This is a genomic window from Bacillus sp. AFS037270 (assembly GCF_002585305.1).
Genome location: NZ_NUNF01000085.1, coordinates 1 through 26,040, shown reverse-complemented (window position 1 = coordinate 26,040; position 26,040 = coordinate 1). Strand labels below are relative to the sequence as shown.

Genomic DNA, 26,040 nt, shown 5'->3' with positions numbered 1-26,040 from the left:
AAATTTATTCAATGGGGGAAGATGAAATGATAAAGAGTGAAGAAAGGCTATTAGCGGCAGGAATGTATGTCCTAAGCTTGTTTTTTCCTATTATAGCACCATTGATCATTTGGTTATTAAAAAAGGAAGAGTCCACTTTTATTGATATTCACGGAAAAGAATACTTTAACTTTTTCATTTCTTATTTAATCTATTCCATTGTGGCCGGAATCTTAACAATCGTAATTATTGGGATATTCCTATTATGGGTGTTAGGGATTGCAGCGCTTATATTTAGCATTATAGCAGCCGTTAAAGCCTATGAAGGAAAAGAATATCGGTTTCCATGGATTTTTAGATTAATAAAATAAACTGCAGTAAAGAACCCGGCATATAAATTTGTCGGGTTTTGGTATGCATTACTTTACATATCCCATAAGCTGCCAGATGGTTTTTTAGTCTTTTCTTTTAAAGTCTATTCGTTTTCTTTAGGGAAAAGGTTGTTCTATACTATTAGGTGTATGTATTGCTACTAATAAAAATAAAAATAAAAGGGGTGAGGCAATTTGTTAAGCCAAACAGGATTAGTTTTGGAAGGCGGCGGGATGCGTGGGGTTTATACTGCCGGGATCCTTGAATATTTCTTAGAAGAGGAACTGTTTTTCCCTTATGTTATTGGTGTTTCCGCAGGGGCATGCAATGCGGCGTCTTATTTATCAAAGCAAAAAGGAAGAAATAAAACCGTTACAGTTGAATATGCGAGTGACCCAAGATACATTTCGTGGAAGAATTACTTTAAGAACAGGCAGTTCTTTGGGATGGATTTCATTTTTGATGAAATCCCTAATCAACATGTCCCTTACCACTATGATGTTTTTTATAGCAGCCCATCCGAGTTTGTCGTCGGGACAACGGATTGTTTAACGGGTATGCCCGTATACTTTAATAAGCAGGATTATGGAAAAGATTTGCTAACCGTTCTAAGGGCATCAAGTTCTCTGCCATTTATCGCACCGGAAATCCGTTACCAGGACAAAATTTTACTAGACGGCGGGATCAGTGATCCCATTCCAATCAAAAAAGCGCAAAGTGATGGTTATAGGAAGAATATTGTCATTTTAACTAGAAATAAGGGGTATTTAAAAAAACCTTCCAAATTTCACTTCCTTGTTGACAGGAAGTATCCGAATTACAAGGGGTTACGGCAATCTTTACGGTCCAGGTATCAAATTTATAACGATACACTTGGTTATTTGGAAAAAGAGGAAAAAGAAGGTAATGTGCTGATTATTCGTCCATCCGAGCCATTAAAAGTGGGACGAATGGAAAGAAATCCACAGAGACTTGAAGAGTTATATAACCAAGGCTACCGGGATGCAAAGGCATCCATGGATAAAATTTATTCTTATATTGAAGAGTAGAGGAGAGTCTAGCAGGCTCTCCTCTACTTTTTAAAAACTTCTATCATTTTTTTCAATCCTATTAAATAAACTCTTAGTAGAGGAATCGATAAGGGGTAATCTGGATGAAAATAAATGAATATTACCGGGATGCAGCTCATATGAACTTAAATGGTAGTATTGCCGCTCTAGTTCCAACCACTATAATTATTATAGGGAATTTTTCTGTTTTTAAGAATAGAGAAATCATGCTGCTTGCCCTTCCATTTATGATTTATAGTTTGATAAGTTTTCAAGTCTACCTTTTTAGAATGAGACAATCTATCACGATTAGACGTAATATGAAAGCTTCTAAGGACATTTCCACATCTATTTTTAAAGCCCGTCATCTTTTAGTACTTTACAGGAACTCCCAGTCCTCAAGTTTATTCATCTATTTTCCTAATGGCCATATGGCGGGACAAATAAAAAAATTTAGAGGAACAGGAAAGAAAAGGTTCAAGCTCTCAAGAAGCTACGCCTTATATAATGAAGAAGACCAAGTATTGGGATATTTTGAGCTAAAAGGCAGAAAAGTATTAAAAATTGATGTATTTGATAGGAATCAAGATTTTTTAGGCAGATTTGAAAAAAGGAATATAGGTTTTCGGAAAGCAAAGAAGGAGCTTTTTGACCATACTGGAAGGTTTATAGGAGAGATAGAAGGATCTTCTGTTTTTATGGATGAGTTAGTTTATGATCATGGTGAGCATCAGGTGGGGCGGCTGCGAAGAGGGTGGATGCCAATGGAATGGAGTCCATTATTTCCAGAACCTAATACACCTGTACTGTCACTTAAAGAGGGCCTATCAGAAAAGGACAAGCTTCTTAGAATGTCGTTATTAATTAATGAATACTTTATTGAGAGATAAAACAAGACAGTTTCCTTCCATAATAATGTTTGATATGATGGATTAAAGATATTATTCTGGGGGTAAAGCTTGTGCAAATTGATTTAATTAAAGGTCATGGATCAGGAAATGATTTTCTCCTCATCGATGAAATATCAAATGATTATTTGTTTACGGAAGAAGATAGAGCTAATCTTGCCAAGGTTTTATGTAACCGTGGAAATGAGCTTGGAGCAGATGGAATTTTGTTTATAATGAAAAGTGACCGTGCTGACGGAAGAATGCGTGTCTTCAATGCCGATGGTTCAGAAGCTTCCATGTGTGGAAATGGCCTCCGTCTAGTAGCCAGATATATCTGTGAGCTGAAGGGGCTCAATAAGGCGGTTATTGAAACAATGAAAGCAAATCTAAAGGTCATGAAACAAGAGGATATATTTCCTCAGGTTCACACCTATCAGGTTGAGATTTCTCCGGTCATGTTTGAATTAAAGGCACTTCCATTAAACCTACCTAAACCGACTCTTTTTAACGAAAAGATTAAAGAGCTTTCAGATGAGTTAAGGTTTACAGCTCTGGCGGTACCAAATCCGCACTTGATTGCGATTGTGGAAACAGAGATGTTTCAAAATAATCTCCAAAAAGAGCTTAGTGAAAAAGTGAATGGCCCCAATGATTTATTCCCGGATGGGGTAAATGTCAGCTTTGTAAAGCCGCTCGAAAAGGGTTCCATTTACGTTCGAACCTTTGAACGGGGTGTAGGTTTTACAAATGCTTGTGGTACTGCCATGTCCGCTTCTTCACTAGTTACTTGTTTAACTGAATTAAACAAGTATGAAAAAGTCATCAATGTTTATAATAATGGCGGTAAAGTCCAATGTGTTGTCCATAAACTAGATGATACCTATTCAATTGATCTAATTGGAAATGCCACATATCTTTATCGTGCCTCCATCCAGTTAGCTCTAAATGAAAAAACTTTTTCCGTCACATCAAGAACCGAACTATCAGAACAACAGACCTATGAGAAGCTCCAATCAGCTGCTCAGGAAGTAATTAAGCAAACACTTTAAAGGATAAGGCATACCACCTTATCCTTTTTTGCTTGAGTTTTTTAAAAACTCAAGGACCGGAGTAAAAGCCTGGAGCTGCTTTGTTTGAAAGTAATCCATAAAAGGGTCACCCTGACTGCGAATTCGTTTAAGAGCATTTTCCATATTAAAGGAGACTGGTTTAAGTTTATCATTCACTTCCTCCCAATAAAGGGGAGTAGCGACACCGCCATGTTCATTTCCCCTCATTGAGTAGGGAGCGACAATTGTCTTTCCTTCAGAATGCTGTACATAATCAACATATAACCTGTTACCTCGATTCTTTTTCATTCGTTCAATGGTGAAAGAATCAGGAGCCCTCGAGATTAAATATTCAGCGATAAAGCTGGTGAATAACCGTGTATCATCATAGGAATAAACATTTTCAGGCAAAGGAAGGTAAATTTGCAACCCTTTGTTGCCTGAAGTTTTTATAAAACCTATTAGATTTAATTGATCCAGTACTTCCTTAATCAATAGAGCTGCTTTTATGGCTAATGGGAATGCATCTTTGGATGGCGGATCGAGATCAAACACGATCTCACTCGGACCTTTGCTGTAAACTGTTTGAAAAGGGATATGGAATTCGATGGCCAGCTGATTTCCAAGCCATACAAGGGTTTTGAGGTTATTGCACAAAATGTAATGAATCCCTTCAGCCTCTTTTGTATGCACAAATTCTGGTGCATAATCAGGACAATTTTTTTGATAAAAAGCTTCGCCAAACATGCCATGCGGATAACGAATAACTGTTAAGAGACGGTCCTTTAAAAAAGGCAGCATATATGGTGAAATTTCCCGCAGGTACAGAATATAATCAGCTTTCTGAATGGCGAGCCTTTCCCACAAGGGTTTATCCGGATGTGTTATTTCCAAGTCTTGAGGCAGGTTTTTTTGGGCAAACATAAAGCGGTCAAAGGTACAATCTGCAGGTTCTAAATCAAAGCGAAAACGGTCAAAATGAGGTTCACGCAGTTGATTATCATATAGTTCTAAGTATTTCACTTCAAGGCAGATGGCAGGTTCGACATAAATAAATTTGTCATCCTCTTTGATCATATTCTGTTTTATCGTTTGCTTTAAGGCATCTTTTTCTTCAGGTTTAAAACCAAATAGCACTTGGCCGATGCTATAAATTTTTTTATCTTGATAAACACCAATATAAAAATAGCCATTTGTTTTTTCATAGGAGGTAATAAAGCAGCTGACATATTTCCAGTTTTTATACTTTAGCCATTGAAGTGTGCGTTTTCCTTCTTCCCAAAAACTATTTTTAAATTTAGCAATTATGCCTTCTCCATCATATAGAACGATTTTTTCCCATAATTCATTAAAATCATCATGGGCTTTTACGAATTGAAGCAGCTGATTATTATACGGATCAGATTCTAGCTCAAACCCTATTGTTAGGAATAATTCCTTTAACGCTTCTTTTCTCTTAAAAAAGGGTTCAGTAGAGAACTTTTTTCCCTTTAACATCAATAGATCAAAAACCATCAGTCGGCATGGGGAACGAGTTGCCTGCTCTGATATTTTTTTTTCTGATTTTAGTCTTCCTCGAACCTGGATAGCAGAAAAATTAGCCTTATGCGTGTTTTCTAAATAGACAAGTTCCCCATCTATTTGCAGTGGTAAATAGGGTTTAAAAAGGAGTTCATATCGCAAAAGGAAATCTTTGATTTCTGGAAATTGCGGTAATAAATCCTTGCCATTTCTGCTAATAAACTCAATTCCTTTTGAATTCCAGGTTAACATGGCCCGAAATCCATCAAATTTAACCTCGTACTGCCAATCTGGCCGTACAGGAAGGTCAAAAGTTAAACTTGGCAGCATTGGTTTCATTGTATTGATCCTTTCTTTTTTCCTTATTTTGCTTCAATTAATACCACTTCATCCTTTTCCAATACTTTTTAGGAATGAAGATAAGACGGTACCACAAACTAATAACAAAAAGATTGGAGAATTCTTATGCATACAATGTGGAAAGGCAGCATTAGTTTTGGGCTTGTTAATATCCCCATTAAGCTCCATACAGCAACTGAAGACAAAGATATAAAACTTCGAACCCTGCACAATAAATGTCATGCTCCCATTAAATACGAAAAAATTTGTACAGTCTGTGAGGAAGAAGTAAAACCAGAAGATATTGTCAAAGCGTATGAGTATACAAAAGGAAAGTTTGTCGTTTTAGATAATGAAGAACTAGAAAAGCTTCGGAAAGAGAATGAAGAAAAGGCTGTAGAAATTATTGATTTCGTAAAAATGGAAGAAATAGATCCGATTTACTTTGATCGAACGTATTATATGTCCCCAAATGAGGGCGGCAGTAAGGCATACTCATTACTGCGCAAGGCCTTACAGGAGTCCCAAAAGGTTGGGCTGGCTAAAATTATTATTCGTTCCAAAGAGCAGCTTGCCGTAATTCGCGTATACGAAAATACCTTAGTTATGGAAACCATTCATTATCCTGACGAGGTACGTAAAGCGGGAGATGTGCCGAATGTTCCTGCGGAGGATAAGGTCACAGATAGAGAGTTAGACACGGCGATTATGCTCATCGATCAATTAACCACTAATTTTGAGCCTGAAAAGTATACCGATGAATATCGAACGGCACTTTTAGAACTCATTGAGTCAAAACGTACTGGGCAAGAAACAGTAACAGCAGCGACTAAGGAAATTACATCTAATGTTACCGATCTAATGGCAGCCCTTCAGGCATCCATTGATCGAACAAAACCTAATAAAACAACTGCACCTGCATTAAAGCCAGCGGCAACGGAAAAAGCCAAACCGAAAAAAACAGCTGCAGCACCAAGAAAAAAGGCACCAGCTAAAGTTAAGAAAGAAGCTTAGAGATAAAAGTCCTTGAAGGCCAAGTTCTTTTAACTTGGTCTTCATTTCATTTTTAGGACTGCTCATAAAATTGACTCAAAGTGGAAATTGTGTTAAAATAAAAATACATTTTAATGTTTCGGTATTATCTGGTTTAATTGGTCGTAACTGCACGAAAGTGGGGGATAACTATTACCTATCGTGCAGAGTTACGTCTTTTTTATTATGTAAAATGGTCAGAAAAAATAAAAGGGTGATGCAAGCATCACCTTTTTATATATTTAATTTTACTAGAATAATAGTTGGTTTCAATTACTGGTTCAAAAACAGTCATAACTACTTATAAGGAGTGATCGTTTTGGCGTTTGGCAGAAAAAATGAAGAAGAAATTAAATTAGAGGAAACAAAAATTTGGGTTTGTACTTCTGAAACTTGTAAGTGCTGGGTTCGGGACAATTTTAAAAGCAGTGAACTTCCACTTTGCCCAATCTGCAAAAGTGAAATGAGTCAAACAACCAAAGAACTACAAGTCATTCATAACCATAGTAAAAATTTTATGTGATCAATAAGAAAGCAGGGAGAGCAAAGCTCCCTGCTTTCTTATTCTTCTTCTTCTTCAGCAAATTTTTGGCAGTAAGTAAGGACTAGTTCTTCTTCATCCTCCTCCAATTCAAAGTCGAGTACCTTTTCGGTCCCGCGTTCATAAAAGTGATAGCTGGTTATTTTATCTTCGCTTTCATTACGAACAAAAATACACTTTAAACCGACCCCTTTTTCAGAATACAATTCATCATCTTCATCCACTTCGAGTTCTAGAAAAAACTCATAGCGCTCTCCAGATAGTAAACCAAAGGGATCTTCTAATTTTTCAACTTGGTGGCCTGTAATGTTCAACCATATCATCCTTTACAGTTTATTGACTCTCTTATTATACACATTTTCGGTCATAACCCAAAAAAGTGATTTAGCTTACTGCAATTTTCATGATTTTGAATTTAATGTGAATAATTGCACAAAGTCAACCTAACCTAAATAGATTAAGGTAAGATAAATTTATGAGGGGTTACGAATCATGGAAGTTGGTGTATACACATCACAAACAAGGAGAGAGGAAATGATAACAGGAAAGGATGCAATACAGATCGAATTACAACCATTTTTATTAGCTAGGAAAAATTTATACCAAATACTTCATACTTTATTTTTAGAGCCAACCAATGAAAACCTATTACTAGATTTATGTCGTATGAGGACTTTTGATGAATTAAAAGAGTTTCATGAAGGTGGCAGAATTCTAGCTTCCTTTTTTAAGCAATTGACCAAGATAGAGAAAGTGCACTCGGAAAGAGAAGAATACCGACGGTTATTTATTGGTCCAGGAACACTAGTGGCCCCTCCTTGGGAGTCTTATTATCGAAGCAAAGAACGACTTTTATTTGAAGAGTGGACTCTCCAGATTAGAGAACTATATCATCAATTTGGGCTCCAATTTTTAAGAGAAAATTATGAACCTGATGATCATTTACTACTAGAATTAGAGTTTATGATTTTTCTAATAGAACTAAGTTTGCAAGCCTCGGAGACAGAAAGGATTCAGGAACTGATTGCAAGTCAAATTCTCCTTCATAAAGAGCACCTATCCATTTGGATTCCAGAATTTTGTAAAAGGATTATGGATCATACCAATAGCCGCTTATATCTAGGGGCTGCCATGCTGCTTGAGGACTTTTTAGACTTTGATTTTACATCTTTATTGGAAGTAAGGGAGGCATTGGAAAATGTCTGATGATAACCATTTAAAGAACTTATTAACTAATAAAATGCAGAGACGAACCTTTCTAAAATGGTCAGGCGCAATAGGAATACCAGTGATTGCAGGTGGAATAGGCACGAAAATGCTTGTCAACCGTAAAGAAGAAACTAAGCCTGTAGGTGCTAAAGAAGAAAGCCCCGAGACGATTATTTCAACTTGCAGTATTAATAACTGCGGAGGACGGTGTGTAATTAAAGCGCATGTAAAAGAAGGGGTTGTAGTACGAGTCAGTACTGATACACAGGAGGGTGGAGACTTATCGACACCACCTCTAAGAGCATGTGTCAGAGGGAGAAATTATCGAAGTATGCTTTATCATCCTGATCGACTTAAGTTTCCGATGAAACGAGTGGGTAAACGGGGCGAAGGAAAATTTGAGAGGATTTCGTGGGATGAAGCAGTTGAAACAATTGCAGCACAAGTAAAACGGATTGGTGATAAGTACGGACCTGAATCAAGATATGTCAACTATGCATCAGGACAAAGCTGGGGATTACACGGTGGTAAAGGTGCAGCGAAAAAACTTTTAGCCCTAACTGGCGGTTATTTGAATTCCCGAAATGACTACAGTTCTGGTGCAGGTAATGTTGCCACTCCTTACACTTACGGAACAAATGACTCAGGTAGTAGTTTTGATTCACTATTACATTCCAAATATATCATTTTATGGGGGCAAAACCCTTCTGAAATGATTTTCTCTACCCCGTATCGTGAATATTTAATGCAGGCAAAGACAAATGGTGCAAAGATTATTGTAATTGACCCTAGATATACTGATACGGCAATCACTTTTGCTGATGAGTGGATACCGATCCTGCCAACAACAGACACAGCGATGATGGATGCCATGGGGTATGTGATTGTTACGGAAAAACTACACGAACAGGTATTCCTCGATAAGTACTGCCTTGGATTTGATGAGAATCACATGCCTGATGGTGTACCGAAAAATGAATCATTAAAGAGCTACTTACTTGGAGAAAACGATGGCACTCCTAAGACCCCTGAATGGGCGGAAAGGATTTGTGGTGTACCTGCAAATAATATACGAGAGATTGCCCGGGATTATGCTAAATACAAGCCAGCAGCATTAATTCAAGGCTGGGCAGCACAACGTCAAGCGTTTGGGGAACAATACATGCGTGCCGGGGCACAATTAGCCTGTTTAACTGGGAATGTGGGGAAACTAGGAGGCTGGGCCGCTGGTACAGGCTATTGGAGCCGAAGTGATATTGTCTATCCGTTTGTATTTGAAAATCCAGTAAAAGCTTCCATACCATGTTTTCTTTGGACTACCGCAGTTGAAAAAGGGACCGAAATGACTGCAGCCGATGGATTACAAGGAACAGAAAAATTAACTACTAATATTAAAATGATTTTTAATATGGCAGGTAATATGCTAATAAATCAGCATGCGGATATCAATAAAACACGAAAGTTACTTGAAGATGAAAGTAAAGTAGAGTTTATTGTTGTCAGCGATCTCTTTATGACCCCAAGTGCAAAATATGCGGACATCTTATTACCGGGAACGACATTCTTTGAACGCTACGATATTGGTGTACCATGGTGTTTTGGGGATTATGTGGTCTTCGGGGATAAAACGATTGATCCATTATATGAATGCAGAAATGAATATGATGTGTTTGCAGATATTGCCGATAAGCTGGGATTAAAGGAAAAATTTACGGAAGGCAGATCAATTCTTGACCTCGTAAAGGAAAGTGTCGATAGAACTAAAAAGGAACTTGATCCAAACTTCCCGACATTTGAGGAGTTCCGAAAAAAAGGAGTTCATCACTTTATACATAACGAGCCATTAGTAGGGTTTAAAGCGCAAATTGAAGATCTTGAAAAAAATCCATTCAAAACACCATCAGGGAAGATTGAATTGTTCTCAAAAGCATTGTGGGATATGAACATGCATGATGAGATACCGGCAATTGCCAAGTATATTTCTTCATGGGAAGGGCCAGAAGACCCGCTAATTAAAAAGTACCCGCTTCAGCTCATCAGCTGGCATTATAAACGGAGATGCCACTCAACCTATGATAATCAAGAATGGCTTGAGGAAGCAGCCAAACAAGAAATGTGGATAAATCCTAAAGATGCTGAAAAAAGAGGAATCAAAAATGGTGACCGTGTTCAGGTATTTAATGATCGAGGTTCACTCATGATTGATGCGAAGGTCACACCACGAATCACTCCAGGAGTGGCTGGAATTCCACAAGGTGCTTGGTATACTCCTGATAAAAACGGACTTGATCAACGTGGTTCAGTAAATGTGCTTACATCACAGAAACCTACTGCATTAGCAAAAGCCAATCCTCAGCTAACAAACCTTGTTGAAGTAAAGAAGCTTAGGGAGTGAGTAATTTTGGCACAGTTAGGATTTTATATAAATCAAAGTCTTTGTATAGGTTGTAAGGCATGTACTGTGGCCTGTAAAGATAAAAACAACCTTGATGTTGGCATCAATTTTCGCAGGGTATACCCGTATGAAGAAGGAACCTTTGTGGAACAGCCGTCGAGGGGAATTGTTCATAATATAAAAGCTTATTATTTTTCCATTTCATGTAATCATTGCAAGAACGCAGCCTGTATTCCAAGCTGCCCGACCGGAGCGATTGTAAAGAATAAACAAAACGGTGTCGTTACAATTACCCAAGATGTATGTCAAGGTGCGCAATTATGCATTAAGGCTTGTCCTTATGGGGCTCCTCAATACAATAAAAAGGTATTTAAATCGAATAAATGTGATTTTTGTGTAGATTTGCAGGAAAAAGGCGAAGAACCCGTGTGTGTCGCTGCATGTCCGATGCGGGCAATTGAATTTGGCCCCATTGAAGAGCTGCGAAAAAAGTATGGCACGGTAAGCCAAATTAAAGGGATGCCTAGTGACACATTAACACAGCCAAACCTTGTCATTAATCCGCATAGGGATGCAAGGCTGTCCAGTAATTAACAAAAACTTGAGGCGGGTGATCATATGTCGCTGCTTGTTAATTGGCTTGAAAGCATGCATGGATATGCCAAAGTAACCAATAATTGTTCCAGGAAGAAACATCTCCGCTCTACTTGTAGGACTTGTGCAGATGCTTGTCGCTATGGAGCCCTTATCATTACTTCGACATCCATTGAAATCGATCTTGAGAAATGTAATTCATGCGTTGATTGTATAATTGCCTGTCCGCTTTCTGCAATCGAAGGTGTCTTAGAAACAAGGAAATTTGATAAGGGTAGTCTTGTCTATAAAGAGTCTTATATTCCAACTGTAAAGGAATTACTCATTTACAAACAAAGAGGGTTGACCGCTATTAAGTCAGGTTCAACCCCTCTTAATCAAAATTGGATAAATGTTCTTTATCAAGCCAACAAAATCTTACAGTTATTTGAAGAAAGTCCAATCAGGATACTAGAAAACCGAAAAGAGAAGGGAATGTCGAGGAGAGCATTTTTAACTTCCTTACAAAAAGAGGGTAAACAATTTGCAAAAACCATGGCACCAGCAGTTTGGAAATTGGAAGCAAATGAATGGAATCTATCCCGCTATTATCCTGACTATCAATTCTATCAAGTGGAATTAGATCTTGGCCAATGTACATTTTGTCAACTCTGTTTTTCCTTCTGTACTCAAAAAGTATTTTCCTTAGAGGCAGGTTTTTTGCGGGTAGCCAATGAAAAGTGCGTAAACTGTTTCGATTGTACGGATATATGCACGGAAGATGCCTTACATGTTAACCAGAAAATAACCAAGAAACAAATTCAACAATACCCGTTTATGACTAAAGAATGTGAAATTTGCGGGAAACCCTTCTCAACATTCCATCAGGAAATAGACAGCTGCCCGATTTGTCACGATCGGAATCCTGAATGGTTAAATCCTTAAGACCAACGAAAAAAAGAGGTTCTTTCTCCTTAGAGGTACGTGCCATTAAGAGGCCTCTTTTTTTACAGTTAGAAAAAATAAAAAAACACTCGATAAGAAGTGTTTGAACTTTGAACTGTATGTATGGAGGAGAAGATGAGATTCGAACTCACGCAACGGTTACCCGTCCTAACGCATTTCGAGTGCGCCCCCTTATAACCACTTGGGTACTTCTCCGAATGGAGCGGGTGAGGGGAATCGAACCCCCGCCGTCAGCTTGGGAAGCTGAAATTCTACCATTAAACCACACCCGCATTGTCCAAAAAGAACACTTATATTATAGCATAGTTGGAGCATTTTTTGTCGAAGAATTTGCTTCGAAAAACAAAAAGTGCCGAGGTATTCCTCAGCACTTCGCTAAGCTTCTGCTTTTGGTTTTATCGCGAACATAGTGATGACTGCGGCTATAACACTAAGGCTGCTTAAAACAATAAAAATCCAATGGCTAGCATATTTCATTAGGACTGCAATCAAAGGAGGGCCTGCAGCAACTCCAATAAACCTCATCGAACTGTAAATGGAGGAAATGGTCCCGCGTTCCTTTTTCTCGATGCCTTCCGTGATCAATGCATCTAAACATGGAAGACTTAACCCAATCCCTACCCCGGTTATCAAAAACATAGTTAGCATATACCAAAGCTTAATCGAAAACCAAAGTGCAGCAATTGAAATTGCAGCAAGGATAATACTGATCAAGGTCATCCATTTCATTAATACTTTATTTTTCTTAATGATCTTTCCGCTGATAAAAGATGCTAAACATAGTGCACCAAGTGGTAATGATAAAAAGAACCCCTTTTTTAGATCTTTAATTCCATATTCTTTCTCAAAGGTTTCTGAAAGGTAAAACAAGATTCCAAACAAGACGAGCATAAGAATCCCGCCAATAAAAAAGATGGCATATAGCCAACGTCCTTTTTCAGTAAAGGTCTTTTTCACATTTATAAAAAATTGTTTAAATGGAATTGGTTCTTCTTCATTCTTGGGACATTTGACAAGAAAAATCATGAGTATAACTGAAATAGCGCAAAATACTGGAAATGAAAAAAATGGTAAAAACCAGATAAATCCGGCAAGAAAGGATCCTAATATCGGACTTAAAACCTTTCCAAACGTATTAGATGTTTCGATTAGTCCTAAACAGCTGCTAACATCATCCTCACTTTTAAACATATCACCAACTAAGGGAAGGACGATAGGCATTGCCCCTGCAGCTCCCACTCCTTGAAAGGCACGTCCCACTAAAATGAGCCAATAGGCATCCGTTAACTTCCAGGCAGCCCATCCAGATATAAGTCCGCCAATTCCCGCAATAAGCAGACTGGGGATAATCACCTTTTTTCTGCCGATATGGTCGGATATGTATCCGGCAACTGGAATTAAAAAGATGGCTACAATTGAATAAACCGTTATAATCATGCTGGTTTGAAAGGAGGAGATTGATAATTCTTTTTCCATAGAAGGTAATACAGGAATCAACATTGAATTTCCCAAAGTCATCACTAAAGGAATGGAAGACAGTGAGACGATTGCCCACTTTTGTTTGGCAATTTCACCTTGCTTTTTTTGGTCAGCTGCCGAGTGTTTTTTCTTTGTTGCCTTTTGTTTTTGGCTTAATCGTTCAATATGTTCCATGAATCTTCTATCCCGCCTTCATTTTATGCTCTAACATACCACGCCGAAGAGACATGTTTGCTTGCTAATGTTAATATTGGCTAATACATTTGAAAAAACACAAGTTTAAGGTATCCTTTAATTGGAAGTGGATAATTTAAACAGTGAAATAGGAATAAAAATCCCAAAAGAAAATATTTGATTTTGAATTTTTGAAAAATAATCTCTTGACATTATTGGTGAAGTTGGATAGGATAATAATCAATAAAGTAAATCATATAGGTGTTGACGAAGAGTAGTAACTTTTACGGATTCTTAAGAGAGCTGATGGTTGGTGCAAATCAGTGTAGACGTTTAAGCGAATGGACTTCCGAGCCTCCAAACCGAACCCTTATAGGCAGTAGGCTTTGGCGAAGATCTCATCGTTACAAGAGACAGATATTCAAGCTTTTTTGCTTCGATATCGGTTGAGTGAGCTAATTTTAGCTAATGAAGGTGGCACCACGGGTCTTCCGTCCTTTTTGGATGGAGGGCCCTTTTGTATTTTTAAATAAAATAATTAACTCGTTGAGCAAGAGTAGTACACAAAATTAATTCTTTCCAGAGAGTCGGGGGAGGTGTGAGCCCGATATGAATGAATTTGTGGAATGGACTTGTGAGAGGTGTCTTGAACCTTAGTAGGGACGCCCGGTTTCCCCCGTTAAAAGGATAGGATATCGGACAGAATATGTTCTGTATCTGAATGAGGGAGCAGAACTTGATCTGTTCCAAAGGGAGGTGGCACCACGGTCTTAGAATCGTCCTCTATATGCGCAATCTATTTGCGCGTATAGAGGACGATTTTTTTATTTTCGAAAAGGGGTTGTGACATGAAGACAATAAATCGATGTTTAATACAGGAAATCAAAGGAGATACATTAACGCCCATCTCGATCTTACAAAAGATAAGCGGAACAAAGAAATTCTTATTGGAAAGCTCTCATAAATACAATGACTCGGGGAGGTACTCATTTATTGGTGCAGACCCCGCCTTTGAACTCATTTCTAGAGGCGAAATAAATGAAATTATTTATCGTGATGGTGCAAAGCGTATATTGAAAGGAAACCCTTTAGAAGTTATAAAGAAGCTATTACCTGACGGGATATTTGACGAATGTGATTTTCCTTTTATAGGAGGCGCAGTGGGGTATGTTGGCTACGACATTATTAGAGAGTTTGAAGTAATTGGTGAGGAATATCCAAATGGCTTGGAAATGCCTGATGTGCATCTTATGTTTTTTGAAGAGGTGATAGTTTTTGATCATCTGCAAGAAAAAGTAAAAATTTGCGGACTTCCATTATCAGAAAAAAGTAGTACAGCGATAATCGAAAAACGAGTAATGCAAAGGATAGAAGAATTAAAAAAGCCAAATTATTATTACGAAGAGGAACCTTATACTTTTAGCGGTTTTGAATCGGATACAACAAAAGAAACGTTTATTAAAAGTGTTGAAATCGCAAAAGAGCATATCCTTGCAGGCGATATTTTTCAAGTAGTCCTCTCAAGACGTATGAAATCATCGTTTCAAGGTACACCCTTATCACTTTATCGGAAGCATCGAAGCACCAATCCAACACCGTATATGTTTTATATCGACTTTGATGAATATACCGTCATTGGTTCGTCGCCAGAAAGCTTAATTAAAACAAGTGGCAATACAGTAATCTCAAACCCGATTGCCGGTACAAAGCGAAGAGGAACAACTGCTGAAGAGGATGAACGGATTGGGCAGGAATTAGTTAACGATGAAAAAGAGCTAGCTGAACATCGAATGCTTGTGGACCTTGGAAGAAACGATCTAGGCAAAGTTTGTGAATTTGGCACGGTTCAAATTGAGAAATATATGTCGGTAGAAAAATTCCGTCATGTTATCCACTTAGTATCAGAGGTCAGCGGAAAGCTCCATCCGGAAAAAACGGCATTAGATGCCTTGGCTGCCTGTCTGCCAGCAGGGACGGTTTCTGGTGCCCCAAAAGTTAGGGCAATGGAAATTATTAATACGTTAGAAAAATCAAAGCGCGGTCTTTATTCAGGGGCAGTTGGCTATGTGTCTGTAAACGGGAATATGGATTTCGCTTTGGCGATTCGTACCATGATCATCAAAGACGGTGAAGCAATTATCCAAGCAGGTGCAGGTATTGTTCACGATTCAAATCCAGAGTCTGAATATGAGGAAACACTAAACAAGTTGAGATCCTTTTTGGAGGGTGAAAAATGATTTTATTAATTGATAATTTTGATTCGTTTACCTTTAATCTTTATCAATACCTAGGGGAGCTGGGTGAAGAGGTTGTTGTTTACCGGAATAATCAGCTGAGTATGGAACAAATTCAAGATTTGAACCCGAAAGCGATTATTTTATCACCAGGGCCTGGCCGGCCTGAGGATGCGGGTATTTGTATAGAATTAATTCAAACTTTCCATAAGACCATTCCTTTACTAGGTATATGTCTTGGCCATCAAGCAATTGGCGCAGCCTTTGGGAGTGAAGTGAGGAGGGCTCATTACATTAAGCATGGGAAAACTTCCTTCATCACTCATCAAGGCAATGAAGTATTTGCAAACTTAAGTACTCCATTAGAGGTAATGCGTTATCATTCGTTGACATTAGAAGAAAGTAATCTTTCAGCGGAGTTGGAGTGCATTGCTCATTCCGACGATGATCATGAAATTATGGCAATAAAACATAAGGAATATCCGGTTTATGGGCTGCAATTTCATCCGGAATCAATCGGAACTCCGGATGGAAAACAAATGTTAAAAAACTTTTTAATCGAAATAGAAGGGATGAGGGAAAATGAAAAACTATCTACTCCAATTAGCTGAGCAGCGATCCTTTTCTGAAGAGCAAATGCAAGAAGCAGTTGATTTAATCTTAGGAGAAGAAGTTTCTGAATCTGAAATTGCCGCCTTTTTAATGGGGTTAAAGTCTAAGGGTGAAACAGTTGACGAAATCGCTGGAATTGTTCGGGCTATGAAGGGCAATACCCTTCGCTTTAACCAGAAATTTCCGAATGTTCTGGATAACTGTGGGACTGGCGGAGACGGTTCATCAAGCTTTAATGTTAGTACAACTTCAGCCTTTGTTATAGCTGGTGCCGGAATTCCAGTCGCTAAGCACGGCAATAGAAGCATCTCAAGTAAAACAGGAAGTGCAGATGTCCTTGAGTATCTGGGAGTTAATCTAAATTTACCCTCTGAAAGGACGGAAGAAATACTTCATGAAATCGGGATCGCCTTTTTATTCGCTCCACATGTTCATCCAAAATTAAAGAAAGTGATGACAGTCCGGAAAGAATTGAAAATTCCCACGGTCTTTAATTATATTGGCCCATTAACAAATCCGATTGAACTCGATTATCAATTGTTAGGAGTTAATCGCAGGGATTTATTAAATGTTTTTGCAGAAGTACTCAAAAAGCTGGGACGTAAAAGGGCGGTTGTCATAAATGGTGCTGGATTTATGGATGAAGCTTCTCTTCAGGGAGAAAATCATTATACCCTTTTGGAGGATGGAAAAATCACTAGTCATATATTTACACCTGAAGACGTTAATCTCCCGCAATACGATAACAGCCAGATAAAGGGCGGGGATTCGAAAGAAAATGGGGAAATCTTATTAAAAGTACTAAAAGGGGAAAAAGGTGCCCCTCGTGATACAGTATTATTAAATGCCGGAATCGGCATTTATACAGCTGGAAAAGCCAGTTCTATTATTGAAGGTATTGATGTAGCCAAGGAAATAATCGATTCAGGTGCGGCATATGCAAAACTGACAACTCTTATCGAAAAATCTAAATTAGGCCAGAAAGAGGCGATTTAAATGGAAACCATTCTTGACCGGATCATTGAACAGAAGAAAAAGGAGGTCCAGCTGCTTCAAGAAAGGACGGAAATCATTCAGGAAACAGCTTATCCAAAAAGATCCTTTTTAGAAAAACTGCAAACAGCAGAGGAACTTTCCATCATTGCCGAATATAAACGAGCATCCCCATCAAAGGGTTTAATCAATAATGGAGTGGAACCAGAAGTACAGGCCGCAATTTATGAGAAATCAGGAGCGTCTGCCATTTCAGTATTAACGGATTCTACCTTTTTTAAAGGCTCTTTCGCCGACTTGAAGTTAGTTCGTGAAGCAGTTAACCTGCCGATTTTATGTAAGGATTTTATCATCAGCCCTCTACAGATTGATGTTGCAGCTGCCAATGGGGCTAACATCATATTGCTAATTGTTGCCGCGCTAGATGAGAGCAGGTTACATTCGCTCTTTCAATACGCGAAAGCAAAAGGCTTAGAAGTGCTGGTAGAGGTCCACAACCAAGTAGAACTGGAAAAAGCGCTTAAAACAGGAGCAAAGTTAATTGGTGTCAATAATCGTGACTTAAAGACATTCAAAGTTTCACTAGAAGTAACCGAACAATTAGCCACGATTGTAAAAAAGTCTGGAGCTTATTTAATAAGTGAAAGTGGAATCCATACGGAGCAGGATGCTGACAGGGTTCGAAATGCGGGTGCAAATGGAATTTTAGTAGGCGAGGCCTTAATGGTCAGCCAGGATATTGAGAAATCCTTCTCTAATCTCCGTCTTCCACTTCAAGAGGGTGTTAATAAATGAACATTAAGGTAAAAATCTGTGGACTCATGGATAGCCAGACCGCACTTAAAGCTGTTGAGTATGGCGCAGATGCCATTGGTTTAGTATTTGCAGAAAGTAAGAGGAAGGTAACATCAGATAAAGCACAAGAAATCGTTTCTAGCTTACCAGCAAATGTCATGAAAATTGGTGTTTTTGTTAATGAAACGAAAGAAGAGATTGAAAGGATTGCGTCTCTAGTTGGCTTAACCCATGTTCAACTTCATGGTGATGAGTCTGCTTCCTTTTCTCAATCGCTTCCGCTAGCGGTAGTAAAAGCGATGAGTTTTGAGGATAATGAAGCCTTAGAGGAGATTGGTCAATTCCCAGCCGATTATATTTTGCTCGATGGGCCAAAAGGAAAATATCGGGGCGGAAATGGAACATCGTTTGATTGGAGTCAAGTTAACACTTTATGTTTGAAAGAAAAAAAAGTCATTCTTGCCGGGGGATTACATCTTGAAAATGTCACTGAGGCCGTACAGATCATTAACCCTTATATGGTCGATGTGAGCTCTGGGGTTGAAACAAATGGAGTAAAAGATCTTGTGAAAATAAAAGCATTTATTGAAAAGGTGAAAACTATACCAATTGGAGGAAAATAAAATGAGCACCTATACATTGCCGAATGAAAAAGGCCATTTCGGAATATTTGGAGGAAGATTTGTACCGGAGACACTGATGAAGGCGGTAATTGAATTAAATGAAGCTTATGAAGAGGCAAAAAAGGATCCTGCTTTTCATGCTGAGATTGCTAGATTAGCTAGTGAGTATGTTGGTAGAGAGACACCATTATATTTTGCGGAAAACTTGTCCAAACATGCGGGCGGGGCAAATATTTACCTGAAAAGAGAAGATTTGAACCATACGGGTGCCCATAAAATAAATAACGCTATTGGTCAAGCATTGCTTGCTGTCCGTATGGGAAAAAGACGAATCGTTGCTGAAACAGGAGCAGGTCAGCATGGTGTCGCAACAGCAACGGTATGTGCATTATTAAATCTCGATTGTATCATTTTTATGGGTGAGGAAGATATAAAACGACAGGCGTTAAATGTCTTCCGGATGGAATTACTCGGTGCCAAGGTTGTGGGCGTCTCATCAGGCAGTGCCACTCTTAAGGATGCTGTCAATGAAGCATTAAGGTATTGGGTGACTAATGTGGATGATACACACTATTTACTGGGTTCAGCTATGGGGCCACATCCATTTCCAATGATGGTGAGAGATTTTCAAAGTGTCATCGGCAAGGAGACGAGAGAACAATTTCTTGCGCGCGAAGGCCGCCTGCCTGAAGCTGTTGTTGCTTGTATCGGAGGAGGTAGTAATGCAATCGGAATGTTTTATCCATTTATTGAGGATAAGGAAGTTCGTTTATATGGGGTCGAAGCTGCAGGGCAGGGTGTGGAAACTGAGTTCCATGCTGCGTCCTTAACAAAAGGGAAACCAGGGGTTCTCCATGGTTCATTAATGTATCTATTGCAAAATGAAGATGGTCAAATTCAAGAGGCCCATTCCATTTCAGCAGGACTTGATTATCCTGGAGTAGGTCCTGAACACAGCTACTTAAAAGATAGCGGCCGGGCTAATTATGTTTCCATTACCGATCAAGAGGCACTTGATGCTTTCCAACTTTTATCAAAACTTGAAGGAATTATTCCTGCGCTAGAGAGTTCTCATGCGGTTGCCTACGCTATTAAGCTTGCTGCTGAAATGAAAGAAAATGAAAATATTGTCGTTTGTTTATCCGGTCGTGGAGATAAGGATGTAGATGCAGTAAAAGCAAGACTTGAGGGGAGGAACTAACATGAATCGAATTGAAAAAACATTTGCGGCATTAAGAGAAAATCAAAAGAAAGCCTTTGTTCCCTACATAATGGCAGGTGATGGAGGTTTAGAAACGCTGGTTGACAGACTTGCTTTACTTGAGAAGTTCGGGGCTACTGCGGTCGAAGTTGGGGTTCCCTTTTCTGATCCTGTAGCAGACGGGCCGACGATTCAACGGGCTGGCCTAAGGGCTCTTGCTAATGGCACCACCTTAAGAGGGATTATTCAAGAAATTGAAAAGGCTAGAAAGGTAGTATCAATCCCAATTATACTTATGACTTATTTAAATCCAATTTATTCTTACGGGATAGCTGAGTTTGTCCTCGACATTCGGAATGCCGGGGTGGATGGCTGCATCATTCCTGACCTGCCAATTGAAGAGGAAGAGATTATTGTGCCGAAACTTGAAGCAGCCGAAGTGGAATTAATCCGGCTAGTGACCCTGACAACACCACTCGAAAGAATTAAGACAATTTCAAGTAAGGGAAAAGGTTTTCTATATACGGTAACTGTTAAAGGAATCACCGGGGTAAGAAATGAGTATGATGCCGAACTAACCAACTTTTTAAAGTCTGTTAAAGAAGTGAGTAAGATCCCCGTTATGGCAGGGTTCGGTATTTCAAGTAAAGAGCAAATTCAAGAAATATCCAAATATAGTGATGGCGTTATAGTAGGCAGTAAAATAGTAGACCTATTTGAACAAAATCTTCTTAGTGAAATGGAAGATTTAATGTCTGTTAGTAAACAGAAATCAAACGTATGATAAACGAAAGGGTCTACTCTGTTTTCAGAATGGACCCTTTTTATCATTCAGCTGATTGTGAAGTGTTAAATCTTGACATGATTTTTCAATTTCTTGATAGCAGGGGTAAACTTCTTTATAATAGATATATAATCATAAGAAGAAAAAACTTTTTTATGATGCATTTGTTCTTTTGAAACTTCCAGTAGTGGAAGTTTTTGTTCGTTTTTTAAAGGGGCGTAATATAGATGAAGGAAATAACTGTTGAAGAATTATTAACCCTGAAGGATCCAGTCATCATTGATATACGTTCACCGATTGAGTTTGCAGATGGGGCAATTCCTGGCGCCGTCAACATACCATTATTCACGGATGAAGAACGTCAAGTTATTGGTACGATTTATAAGCATGAAGGGCAAGCGGCGGCCAAGTGGCAGGCGATGGAATTTGTTTCTCCAAAGATTCCTGTCCTTTTAAATACAATTAAATCATTCCAAACGGATGGGGAGTTAGTAATCCATTGCTGGCGTGGAGGTATGCGTAGTAAAGCTGTTGTAACCTTCTTAGAGTTTGCCGGCATTTATGCATGGCGCTTGGTAGGAGGGTATAAAGCCTATCGTCATCATATCCTTGAACAAATACCGACGATGATACCGGAAAAAACCGTTGTGCTCCATGGGATGACAGGAGTAGGAAAAACAGAGGTTCTAAAAATTCTAAAGAAAAAGGGTTATCCTGTACTTGATTTGGAAGAAATGGCTGGTCATCGCGGCTCCATATTTGGCACAATTGGACTTGGAGAAGGGCACAATCAAAAGACATTTGATTCACTGTTATTCAAGGGACTTAACGAAATCTACGGGAGCAATTATTTTCTTGTTGAGGCAGAAAGTAAGCGAATCGGTAAAGCTGTTCAACCTGAAAAATTAATGGATGTTAAATTTAAAGGCTTAAATTTTTATATTCATTCACCACTTGAACAACGGGTAAAGCTTCTTGTTTCTGAATATGTACTGCCTTATGAGCAGGAACCTTGGTATGACGAAAAGATATCGTTAGGAATCGAAAAGGTTTTAAAACGGGTGAAGGATACCGAGATCAGGAAAAGATTAATTGAAACACTCCAAGAAAAAAATTATCGAGACATGATTTTAATTTTACTTGAACACTATTATGATCCGCGTTACGATCATGCAAGACAAGATTATTTGGGTGAGTTTATAGATATATTTGCTGAAAATCCTATTGATGCTGCCGAGCAGATCGCTATAAAACTTAAAGAGTTATCCATACCTCCCTTTCTAGAAACAAATAGCCGCGTATAAGTAACAAAAATAATGAAGCACACGCCTATACAGTCGTGTGCTTCATTATTTTTCTAAGGGAATTCTAATCTTCTTCTCATTGCAGTTTTCGGAATAACAGGTAAGATGATAACAATCCTCTAAATAACGTATCTTCAATCATAATCAAATCTTAAGGTACTGAAAAACAGTTCAAAAAGGAGGAATACAATATGTTCTGGTTCCGATTAATTATTGTTGGCTTCTTTTCGTTTACTGCACTTTCTCTCGTTTCGTACCAATCAATTGAAATTATTCATGCAGTCTTCGATTTTATTCGAGATAAACATCAGTTAAAATAATAGAAAAACGTAATGTGAGTGTGGGAGTATGTCCAAATTACTAATTATTGAAGATGAAAAGAGCTTAGCCAGATTTATTGAGCTAGAAATGCAGCATGAGGGCTATGAAACAACCGTTGCCACTGACGGGCGCATTGGCTTACAATTAGCTATTACAGAAAGTTGGGATGCCATTTTACTTGATTTACTGCTCCCTGAATTAAATGGGATGGAGGTATGCCGAAGAATTAGGCAAACTAATAAAACGATTCCCATTATTATGATAACAGCCAGGGATAGTGTACTTGATCGGGTTTCTGGACTTGATAGCGGGGCAGATGACTATATTGTAAAACCATTTGCGATTGAAGAGTTATTAGCAAGATTAAGGTCATTATTTAGAAGGGTTGAAGCCCTGCAATCTAATGAGGTCACGACCCTTGTATTTAAGGATCTGATTGTTGAGCTAGAATCCTGCGTGGTTAAAAAGGGAGAAACGGTGATTAGTCTTACAAAAAGGGAGTACGATTTATTAATTACCTTCATGAGCAATATAAATATCGTATTAACAAGAGAAGTACTCCTTAATAAGGTTTGGGGCTATAGTACAGGCGTTGAAACAAATGTGGTGGATGTATATGTTCGTTATTTAAGAAACAAAATAGATGACTCAAATGATGAAGGCCGTTATATTCACACTGTTCGTGGTATAGGATATGTTATGCGATGATAAAGAAAATCAGCAGTCATTTTAACCGTCTCCGCTGGCAGGCTAAACTGGTGTTAAGCTGCTCAACAGCTATTTTTTTGACTTTCTTTTTATTTAGTTTCTTAGAATATCATATCGTTTCAAAATGGATGATGAATCGTGAAGAAATTGCCATCAATCGAACAATGAGTGATATCACAACATTTTACAATGCAAAATCAAACAAGCCTAATCGAGGAGAGATTAAAAATAGCCAAACATTTTTAAGGAAAATGAATGATAAAGACCAATTAATTAGAGTGTATGACAAAGATGGCCGTGTTCTTGTTTCGGATAAAAATGGTGACTTCCCAGTTTTAGAGGCTGCTCCTACAAGAAAAAAGGTCACCCAAAGGGTTTCAATCGAAGGAGATGAAGCATTTGTTTCAAGAGCCCCGTTAAAGGGGGATGACTTTACAGGGACTGTAGAAATTGTCCGTCAATTAAATAACTACAGAAGAATGATGGGGTACCTCTTTTGGGTTATGACCATATTTGGGGTTGCTGCAATTATCTTTAGTGCGATCAGCGGATATTTACTTGCAAAGCAGCTTTTAAAACCTGTAAGGGACTTGGCTAAAGCGATGAAGCAGATTAAGGAAACCGGCTTTCAAGAAAGGATGAATGGCTATAAACAAAAAGACGAATTAACAGCCCTGACCAATGTTTTTAATGAAATGATGGATGAAATTGAGAAGTCATTCCTCCTTCAAAAGCAATTTGTCGAAGATGCCTCTCATGAACTCAGAACACCTGTGTCGATATTGGAGGGACATCTTTCCTTATTGAACAGATGGGGGAAAAAGGATTCTGCTATTCTAGATGAATCTCTTGAAGCTTCACTCCAAGAAGTAACAAGATTAAAAAAATTAATCAATGACTTGTTACATATTACAAGAGCAGAGCATCCTAGATTAATAAATGAGGAAAAAACCGATATTACAGAAACGCTTCATCAATTGGTGAAAAATTTGGAAATCATCCATCCGGATTACAATCTTTTTTTAGAAGTGGGTCAGAGATTACCAAAAATCCCAATTTCAAGACAACATATGGAGCAGATCATGATCATCTTATTAGATAATGCCATTCAATACTCAAGCAATAATAAGGAAATTTGGATTACAGCAAAGCTAGAAGGCGAGGAAATGATCATTTCTGTAGTTGACAGTGGAATTGGCATAGGGAGCGAAGATTTAGCGAAAGTATTTAATCGCTTTTATCGGGTCGATCAAGCTCGAAGCCGAGAAAATGGAGGAACGGGACTTGGACTGTCAATTGCCCAGCGTCTAATCAAAAAGTATAATGGAACTATCTCAATTGAGAGTCAGGAAGGAGTCGGAACAACAGTAAAAATGGCTTTGCCGTGCTCAATATAAAATTAAAAACCGCTGGAAAAGTTCAGCGGTTTTATTATGATCAGTTTCTCCGGCTTAGTTTTTTAGGGCTCTTAATCCCCTGCGCTTTATTTCATCTTTTAAAAGTTTAATCCATTCCTTTTCACCAGACTTTAATGCATCCCGATACGAAACAACCAACTGCTCGTTACTCATAATTTTCAATTTTAGAATGCCCTCCTCAATGGATTGTATATTCAGTTTTTACTATTGTAATAGTTTAGCCATAGTTTGAGAACACTTATTTACTGATTGTAAAAAAAGGTTCACAAATTATGGCTAAGTTTTTAAAATATTGAAGAAGCAGCTGGCAAAAGCGAAGGAAGTCGTTATTCATTAAAATTGTGTTACTTTCAGCAAATAATGATATGGTTGCACAGCAGCACTGCAATTGATTATACTAGTACTTGGACAAAGACTGAAAGGACGGTGGCAGCATTGATTCATTTATCATGGAAAAATCGCGAAACCAATAAAAAAGTAAAATGCGTGCATACAGATGCTAAGAAATATCTCGTTCATAATGCATTAACAACAGGGAAAATTTATGATGTAAAAAACGAAACAGAAGAGTTTTATTACATTATTGATAATACTGGAAAAGTAGGCGGGTTTTACAAGGAATATTTTCAAGATGCATAACATGAAGACTGTGAGGTAAAAGCCTCCGGTCTTTTTAAATTCAAAACAAAATAGCTGCCTGAACCGAAACCAGGCAGCTGCATCTTATAATCATTAACGGGCATCAGGGAAAACTCTGCGAATGGTATCGGAAAACTCATCGATGAAATCGGAAGAGGTTTGCCCATTTCTAATATTTCTTGTATATCTCGCCATTCGTTTATAGAATTGCGGATTTTTCGATATATAAACATTGTCGATATTGCCATCAACCGATTTTACTGCTTTTGTAATTTTACCTCTGAGAGATGCTGTCATCTGATTGCCATTTGAATTACTTAATTGAACAGCTACATAAGCATTATTATCGGTAACAATGATATTTGCATGGTCAATTTCAGATAAATCCGCAACCTTATCTGCTGCTCGATTCGCAACAATGATTTTTGATGAGTTGTAATGAAATTGAGTGTTCGTCGGGCGTCTGTTGTTTTGATTTTGTTGCCGGTCTATTTCCGGGTCACTGGTATCAACGCTCGTGATGGCTGGACCACCATGATTTGGTGTATTATAATTTTCTCTTGTTGGTTCTGTTTTATTTAGGCCAAGCTTCTGATTTGAAACATCATCGTCTACATTATTCTTTGAGCAGCCAGAAATATACAAACAAATGATGAGAGATACAAGAACAAACAATCGTTTTTTCATTATATGTATGCACTCCTTCTACGAGTTACCATACAGATAGTTTTCCTATTTTAGAACAAATTATCCTATTCGGTTAACTTAAAAGCCTTCCAGAAAGCGATCCCATTTATGAACAAAAAAAGAAGCATTGAACCAATGCTTCTTTTTTTGTTC

27 protein-coding genes, 2 tRNA genes and 2 other annotated features are annotated in these 26,040 nt (G+C 38.2%); of the genes, 22 read left to right on the top strand and 7 right to left on the bottom strand.

Annotated features, from left to right (window positions below; genetic code table 11):
- The first annotated feature begins 26 nt into the window (after positions 1-26).
- The 4 genes from COD92_RS28780 to dapF all read left to right on the top strand — a co-directional run bounded on the left by COD92_RS28780 (position 27) and on the right by dapF (position 3,339).
- Positions 27-350, top strand: a complete 324-nt coding sequence (locus COD92_RS28780; RefSeq protein ID WP_176541150.1) for a DUF4870 domain-containing protein — start codon at positions 27-29, stop codon at positions 348-350.
- 195 nt (positions 351-545) lie between these two features.
- Positions 546-1,400 carry a patatin-like phospholipase family protein gene (locus tag COD92_RS28775; RefSeq protein WP_098529375.1) on the top strand — a complete coding sequence of 285 codons (855 nt, stop codon included), beginning with the start codon at positions 546-548 and terminating at the stop codon, positions 1,398-1,400.
- Positions 1,401-1,504: 104 nt separating this feature from the next.
- Complete coding sequence (locus COD92_RS28770) at positions 1,505-2,290, top strand: hypothetical protein (protein ID WP_098529374.1); 786 nt, start codon at positions 1,505-1,507, stop codon at positions 2,288-2,290.
- A 71-nt stretch (positions 2,291-2,361) separates the two neighbouring features.
- Entirely contained in the window at positions 2,362-3,339 is a 978-nt protein-coding gene (gene dapF / locus COD92_RS28765) for a diaminopimelate epimerase (protein ID WP_098529370.1), read from the top strand.
- 18 nt (positions 3,340-3,357) lie between these two features.
- Here the strand turns inward: dapF and COD92_RS28760 are convergent, their stop codons facing one another.
- On the bottom strand, positions 3,358-5,199 hold the full coding sequence (locus tag COD92_RS28760; protein ID WP_098529368.1) for a DNA ligase D: 1,842 nt from the start codon (positions 5,197-5,199) through the stop codon (positions 3,358-3,360).
- A 126-nt stretch (positions 5,200-5,325) separates the two neighbouring features.
- Here COD92_RS28760 and ku point away from each other — a divergent pair, with 126 nt between their 5' ends.
- Positions 5,326-6,213 (top strand): non-homologous end joining protein Ku, encoded by an 888-nt coding sequence (gene ku / locus COD92_RS28755; protein WP_098529366.1) that lies wholly within the window; start codon positions 5,326-5,328, stop codon positions 6,211-6,213.
- 337 nt (positions 6,214-6,550) lie between these two features.
- Positions 6,551-6,754, top strand: coding sequence for a cold-shock protein (locus tag COD92_RS28750; RefSeq protein WP_176541149.1), 204 nt, complete (start codon positions 6,551-6,553; stop codon positions 6,752-6,754).
- A gap of 38 nt (positions 6,755-6,792) precedes the next feature.
- On the opposite strand, the gene COD92_RS28745 is transcribed toward COD92_RS28750, so the two are convergent.
- A complete protein-coding gene (locus tag COD92_RS28745; RefSeq protein ID WP_098529364.1) occupies positions 6,793-7,095 on the bottom strand; it encodes a DUF6509 family protein in 303 nt (100 codons plus the stop codon).
- Between the two features lie 169 nt (positions 7,096-7,264).
- On the opposite strand from COD92_RS28745, the gene COD92_RS28740 reads away from it, so the two are divergent.
- From COD92_RS28740 to COD92_RS28725, 4 genes are read left to right on the top strand one after another with little or no spacing between them, the layout of a single operon-like run.
- Entirely contained in the window at positions 7,265-7,978 is a 714-nt protein-coding gene (locus COD92_RS28740) for a TorD/DmsD family molecular chaperone (RefSeq protein WP_098529362.1), read from the top strand.
- Positions 7,971-10,376 (top strand): DMSO/selenate family reductase complex A subunit, encoded by a 2,406-nt coding sequence (locus COD92_RS28735; RefSeq protein WP_176541148.1) that lies wholly within the window; start codon positions 7,971-7,973, stop codon positions 10,374-10,376. The genes COD92_RS28740 and COD92_RS28735 overlap by 8 nt, the downstream gene beginning before the upstream one ends.
- A gap of 6 nt (positions 10,377-10,382) precedes the next feature.
- Entirely contained in the window at positions 10,383-10,970 is a 588-nt protein-coding gene (locus COD92_RS28730) for a DMSO/selenate family reductase complex B subunit (RefSeq protein WP_098529360.1), read from the top strand.
- 24 nt (positions 10,971-10,994) lie between these two features.
- Positions 10,995-11,894, top strand: a complete 900-nt coding sequence (locus COD92_RS28725) for a hypothetical protein (RefSeq protein WP_098529359.1) — start codon at positions 10,995-10,997, stop codon at positions 11,892-11,894.
- 124 nt (positions 11,895-12,018) lie between these two features.
- On the opposite strand, the gene COD92_RS28720 is transcribed toward COD92_RS28725, so the two are convergent.
- The 3 genes from COD92_RS28720 to bcbE form a co-directional block, all read right to left on the bottom strand.
- Positions 12,019-12,110 (bottom strand) — tRNA-Ser (locus tag COD92_RS28720).
- Between the two features lie 3 nt (positions 12,111-12,113).
- Positions 12,114-12,187, bottom strand: a tRNA-Gly gene (locus COD92_RS28715).
- Between the two features lie 103 nt (positions 12,188-12,290).
- Positions 12,291-13,568, bottom strand: a complete 1,278-nt coding sequence (bcbE, locus tag COD92_RS28710; RefSeq protein ID WP_098529357.1) for a bacillibactin exporter BcbE — start codon at positions 13,566-13,568, stop codon at positions 12,291-12,293.
- A gap of 255 nt (positions 13,569-13,823) precedes the next feature.
- Positions 13,824-14,070: a binding site (T-box leader), on the top strand.
- Positions 14,071-14,105: 35 nt separating this feature from the next.
- Positions 14,106-14,355: a binding site (T-box leader), on the top strand.
- A 61-nt stretch (positions 14,356-14,416) separates the two neighbouring features.
- On the opposite strand from bcbE, the gene trpE reads away from it, so the two are divergent.
- The 11 genes from trpE to COD92_RS28660 all read left to right on the top strand — a co-directional run bounded on the left by trpE (position 14,417) and on the right by COD92_RS28660 (position 24,540).
- The gene (gene trpE / locus COD92_RS28705; RefSeq protein ID WP_098529355.1) at positions 14,417-15,805 is read left to right on the top strand and encodes an anthranilate synthase component I; all 1,389 of its coding nucleotides are present in this window, start codon (positions 14,417-14,419) and stop codon (positions 15,803-15,805) included.
- Positions 15,802-16,413, top strand: coding sequence for an anthranilate synthase component II (locus COD92_RS28700; RefSeq protein ID WP_098529353.1), 612 nt, complete (start codon positions 15,802-15,804; stop codon positions 16,411-16,413). The genes trpE and COD92_RS28700 overlap by 4 nt, the downstream gene beginning before the upstream one ends.
- Entirely contained in the window at positions 16,385-17,410 is a 1,026-nt protein-coding gene (gene trpD / locus COD92_RS28695; RefSeq protein WP_098529351.1) for an anthranilate phosphoribosyltransferase, read from the top strand. The genes COD92_RS28700 and trpD overlap by 29 nt, the downstream gene beginning before the upstream one ends.
- Positions 17,411-18,202 (top strand): indole-3-glycerol phosphate synthase TrpC, encoded by a 792-nt coding sequence (gene trpC, locus COD92_RS28690; protein WP_098529350.1) that lies wholly within the window; start codon positions 17,411-17,413, stop codon positions 18,200-18,202.
- Between the two features lie 2 nt (positions 18,203-18,204).
- Positions 18,205-18,825, top strand: a complete 621-nt coding sequence (locus COD92_RS28685) for a phosphoribosylanthranilate isomerase (protein WP_098529459.1) — start codon at positions 18,205-18,207, stop codon at positions 18,823-18,825.
- A 1-nt stretch (position 18,826) separates the two neighbouring features.
- Positions 18,827-20,026 carry a tryptophan synthase subunit beta gene (gene trpB, locus COD92_RS28680; protein WP_098529348.1) on the top strand — a complete coding sequence of 400 codons (1,200 nt, stop codon included), beginning with the start codon at positions 18,827-18,829 and terminating at the stop codon, positions 20,024-20,026.
- 1 nt (position 20,027) lies between these two features.
- Complete coding sequence (gene trpA / locus COD92_RS28675) at positions 20,028-20,810, top strand: tryptophan synthase subunit alpha (protein WP_098529346.1); 783 nt, start codon at positions 20,028-20,030, stop codon at positions 20,808-20,810.
- 227 nt (positions 20,811-21,037) lie between these two features.
- A complete protein-coding gene (gene mnmH / locus COD92_RS28670; RefSeq protein WP_098529344.1) occupies positions 21,038-22,114 on the top strand; it encodes a tRNA 2-selenouridine(34) synthase MnmH in 1,077 nt (358 codons plus the stop codon).
- A gap of 191 nt (positions 22,115-22,305) precedes the next feature.
- A complete protein-coding gene (locus COD92_RS33115) occupies positions 22,306-22,434 on the top strand; it encodes a hypothetical protein (RefSeq protein WP_255286612.1) in 129 nt (42 codons plus the stop codon).
- Positions 22,435-22,462: 28 nt separating this feature from the next.
- Positions 22,463-23,143 (top strand): response regulator transcription factor, encoded by a 681-nt coding sequence (locus COD92_RS28665; protein ID WP_098529342.1) that lies wholly within the window; start codon positions 22,463-22,465, stop codon positions 23,141-23,143.
- Positions 23,140-24,540 (top strand): HAMP domain-containing sensor histidine kinase, encoded by a 1,401-nt coding sequence (locus COD92_RS28660; protein ID WP_098529340.1) that lies wholly within the window; start codon positions 23,140-23,142, stop codon positions 24,538-24,540. Before COD92_RS28665 ends, COD92_RS28660 begins: the two co-directional genes overlap by 4 nt.
- Positions 24,541-24,594: 54 nt before the next feature.
- On the opposite strand, the gene sda is transcribed toward COD92_RS28660, so the two are convergent.
- Positions 24,595-24,714, bottom strand: coding sequence for a sporulation histidine kinase inhibitor Sda (sda, locus tag COD92_RS28655; RefSeq protein ID WP_374110530.1), 120 nt, complete (start codon positions 24,712-24,714; stop codon positions 24,595-24,597).
- 282 nt (positions 24,715-24,996) lie between these two features.
- On the opposite strand from sda, the gene COD92_RS28650 reads away from it, so the two are divergent.
- Positions 24,997-25,200, top strand: a complete 204-nt coding sequence (locus COD92_RS28650) for a DUF6501 family protein (protein ID WP_098529336.1) — start codon at positions 24,997-24,999, stop codon at positions 25,198-25,200.
- Between the two features lie 93 nt (positions 25,201-25,293).
- Here the strand turns inward: COD92_RS28650 and COD92_RS28645 are convergent, their stop codons facing one another.
- The gene (locus COD92_RS28645; RefSeq protein WP_098529334.1) at positions 25,294-25,887 is read right to left on the bottom strand and encodes a YhcN/YlaJ family sporulation lipoprotein; all 594 of its coding nucleotides are present in this window, start codon (positions 25,885-25,887) and stop codon (positions 25,294-25,296) included.
- Positions 25,888-26,040 lie beyond the last annotated feature (153 nt).

Coding starts and splice junctions, on each gene's coding strand:
- COD92_RS28745 (WP_098529364.1), bottom strand. CDS start 7,095: ATGATATGGTTGAACATTACAGGCCACCAAGTTGAAAAATTAGAAGAT.
- mnmH (WP_098529344.1), top strand. CDS start 21,038: ATGAAGGAAATAACTGTTGAAGAATTATTAACCCTGAAGGATCCAGTC.
- trpB (WP_098529348.1), top strand. CDS start 18,827: ATGAGCACCTATACATTGCCGAATGAAAAAGGCCATTTCGGAATATTT.
- COD92_RS28645 (WP_098529334.1), bottom strand. CDS start 25,887: ATGAAAAAACGATTGTTTGTTCTTGTATCTCTCATCATTTGTTTGTAT.
- COD92_RS28780 (WP_176541150.1), top strand. CDS start 27: ATGATAAAGAGTGAAGAAAGGCTATTAGCGGCAGGAATGTATGTCCTA.
- COD92_RS33115 (WP_255286612.1), top strand. CDS start 22,306: ATGTTCTGGTTCCGATTAATTATTGTTGGCTTCTTTTCGTTTACTGCA.
- COD92_RS28770 (WP_098529374.1), top strand. CDS start 1,505: ATGAAAATAAATGAATATTACCGGGATGCAGCTCATATGAACTTAAAT.
- COD92_RS28665 (WP_098529342.1), top strand. CDS start 22,463: ATGTCCAAATTACTAATTATTGAAGATGAAAAGAGCTTAGCCAGATTT.
- bcbE (WP_098529357.1), bottom strand. CDS start 13,568: ATGGAACATATTGAACGATTAAGCCAAAAACAAAAGGCAACAAAGAAA.
- COD92_RS28700 (WP_098529353.1), top strand. CDS start 15,802: ATGATTTTATTAATTGATAATTTTGATTCGTTTACCTTTAATCTTTAT.
- trpE (WP_098529355.1), top strand. CDS start 14,417: ATGAAGACAATAAATCGATGTTTAATACAGGAAATCAAAGGAGATACA.
- COD92_RS28735 (WP_176541148.1), top strand. CDS start 7,971: ATGTCTGATGATAACCATTTAAAGAACTTATTAACTAATAAAATGCAG.
- trpA (WP_098529346.1), top strand. CDS start 20,028: ATGAATCGAATTGAAAAAACATTTGCGGCATTAAGAGAAAATCAAAAG.
- COD92_RS28760 (WP_098529368.1), bottom strand. CDS start 5,199: ATGAAACCAATGCTGCCAAGTTTAACTTTTGACCTTCCTGTACGGCCA.
- sda (WP_374110530.1), bottom strand. CDS start 24,714: ATGAGTAACGAGCAGTTGGTTGTTTCGTATCGGGATGCATTAAAGTCT.
- ku (WP_098529366.1), top strand. CDS start 5,326: ATGCATACAATGTGGAAAGGCAGCATTAGTTTTGGGCTTGTTAATATC.
- COD92_RS28725 (WP_098529359.1), top strand. CDS start 10,995: ATGTCGCTGCTTGTTAATTGGCTTGAAAGCATGCATGGATATGCCAAA.
- COD92_RS28740 (WP_098529362.1), top strand. CDS start 7,265: ATGGAAGTTGGTGTATACACATCACAAACAAGGAGAGAGGAAATGATA.
- trpC (WP_098529350.1), top strand. CDS start 17,411: ATGGAAACCATTCTTGACCGGATCATTGAACAGAAGAAAAAGGAGGTC.
- COD92_RS28660 (WP_098529340.1), top strand. CDS start 23,140: ATGATAAAGAAAATCAGCAGTCATTTTAACCGTCTCCGCTGGCAGGCT.
- trpD (WP_098529351.1), top strand. CDS start 16,385: ATGAAAAACTATCTACTCCAATTAGCTGAGCAGCGATCCTTTTCTGAA.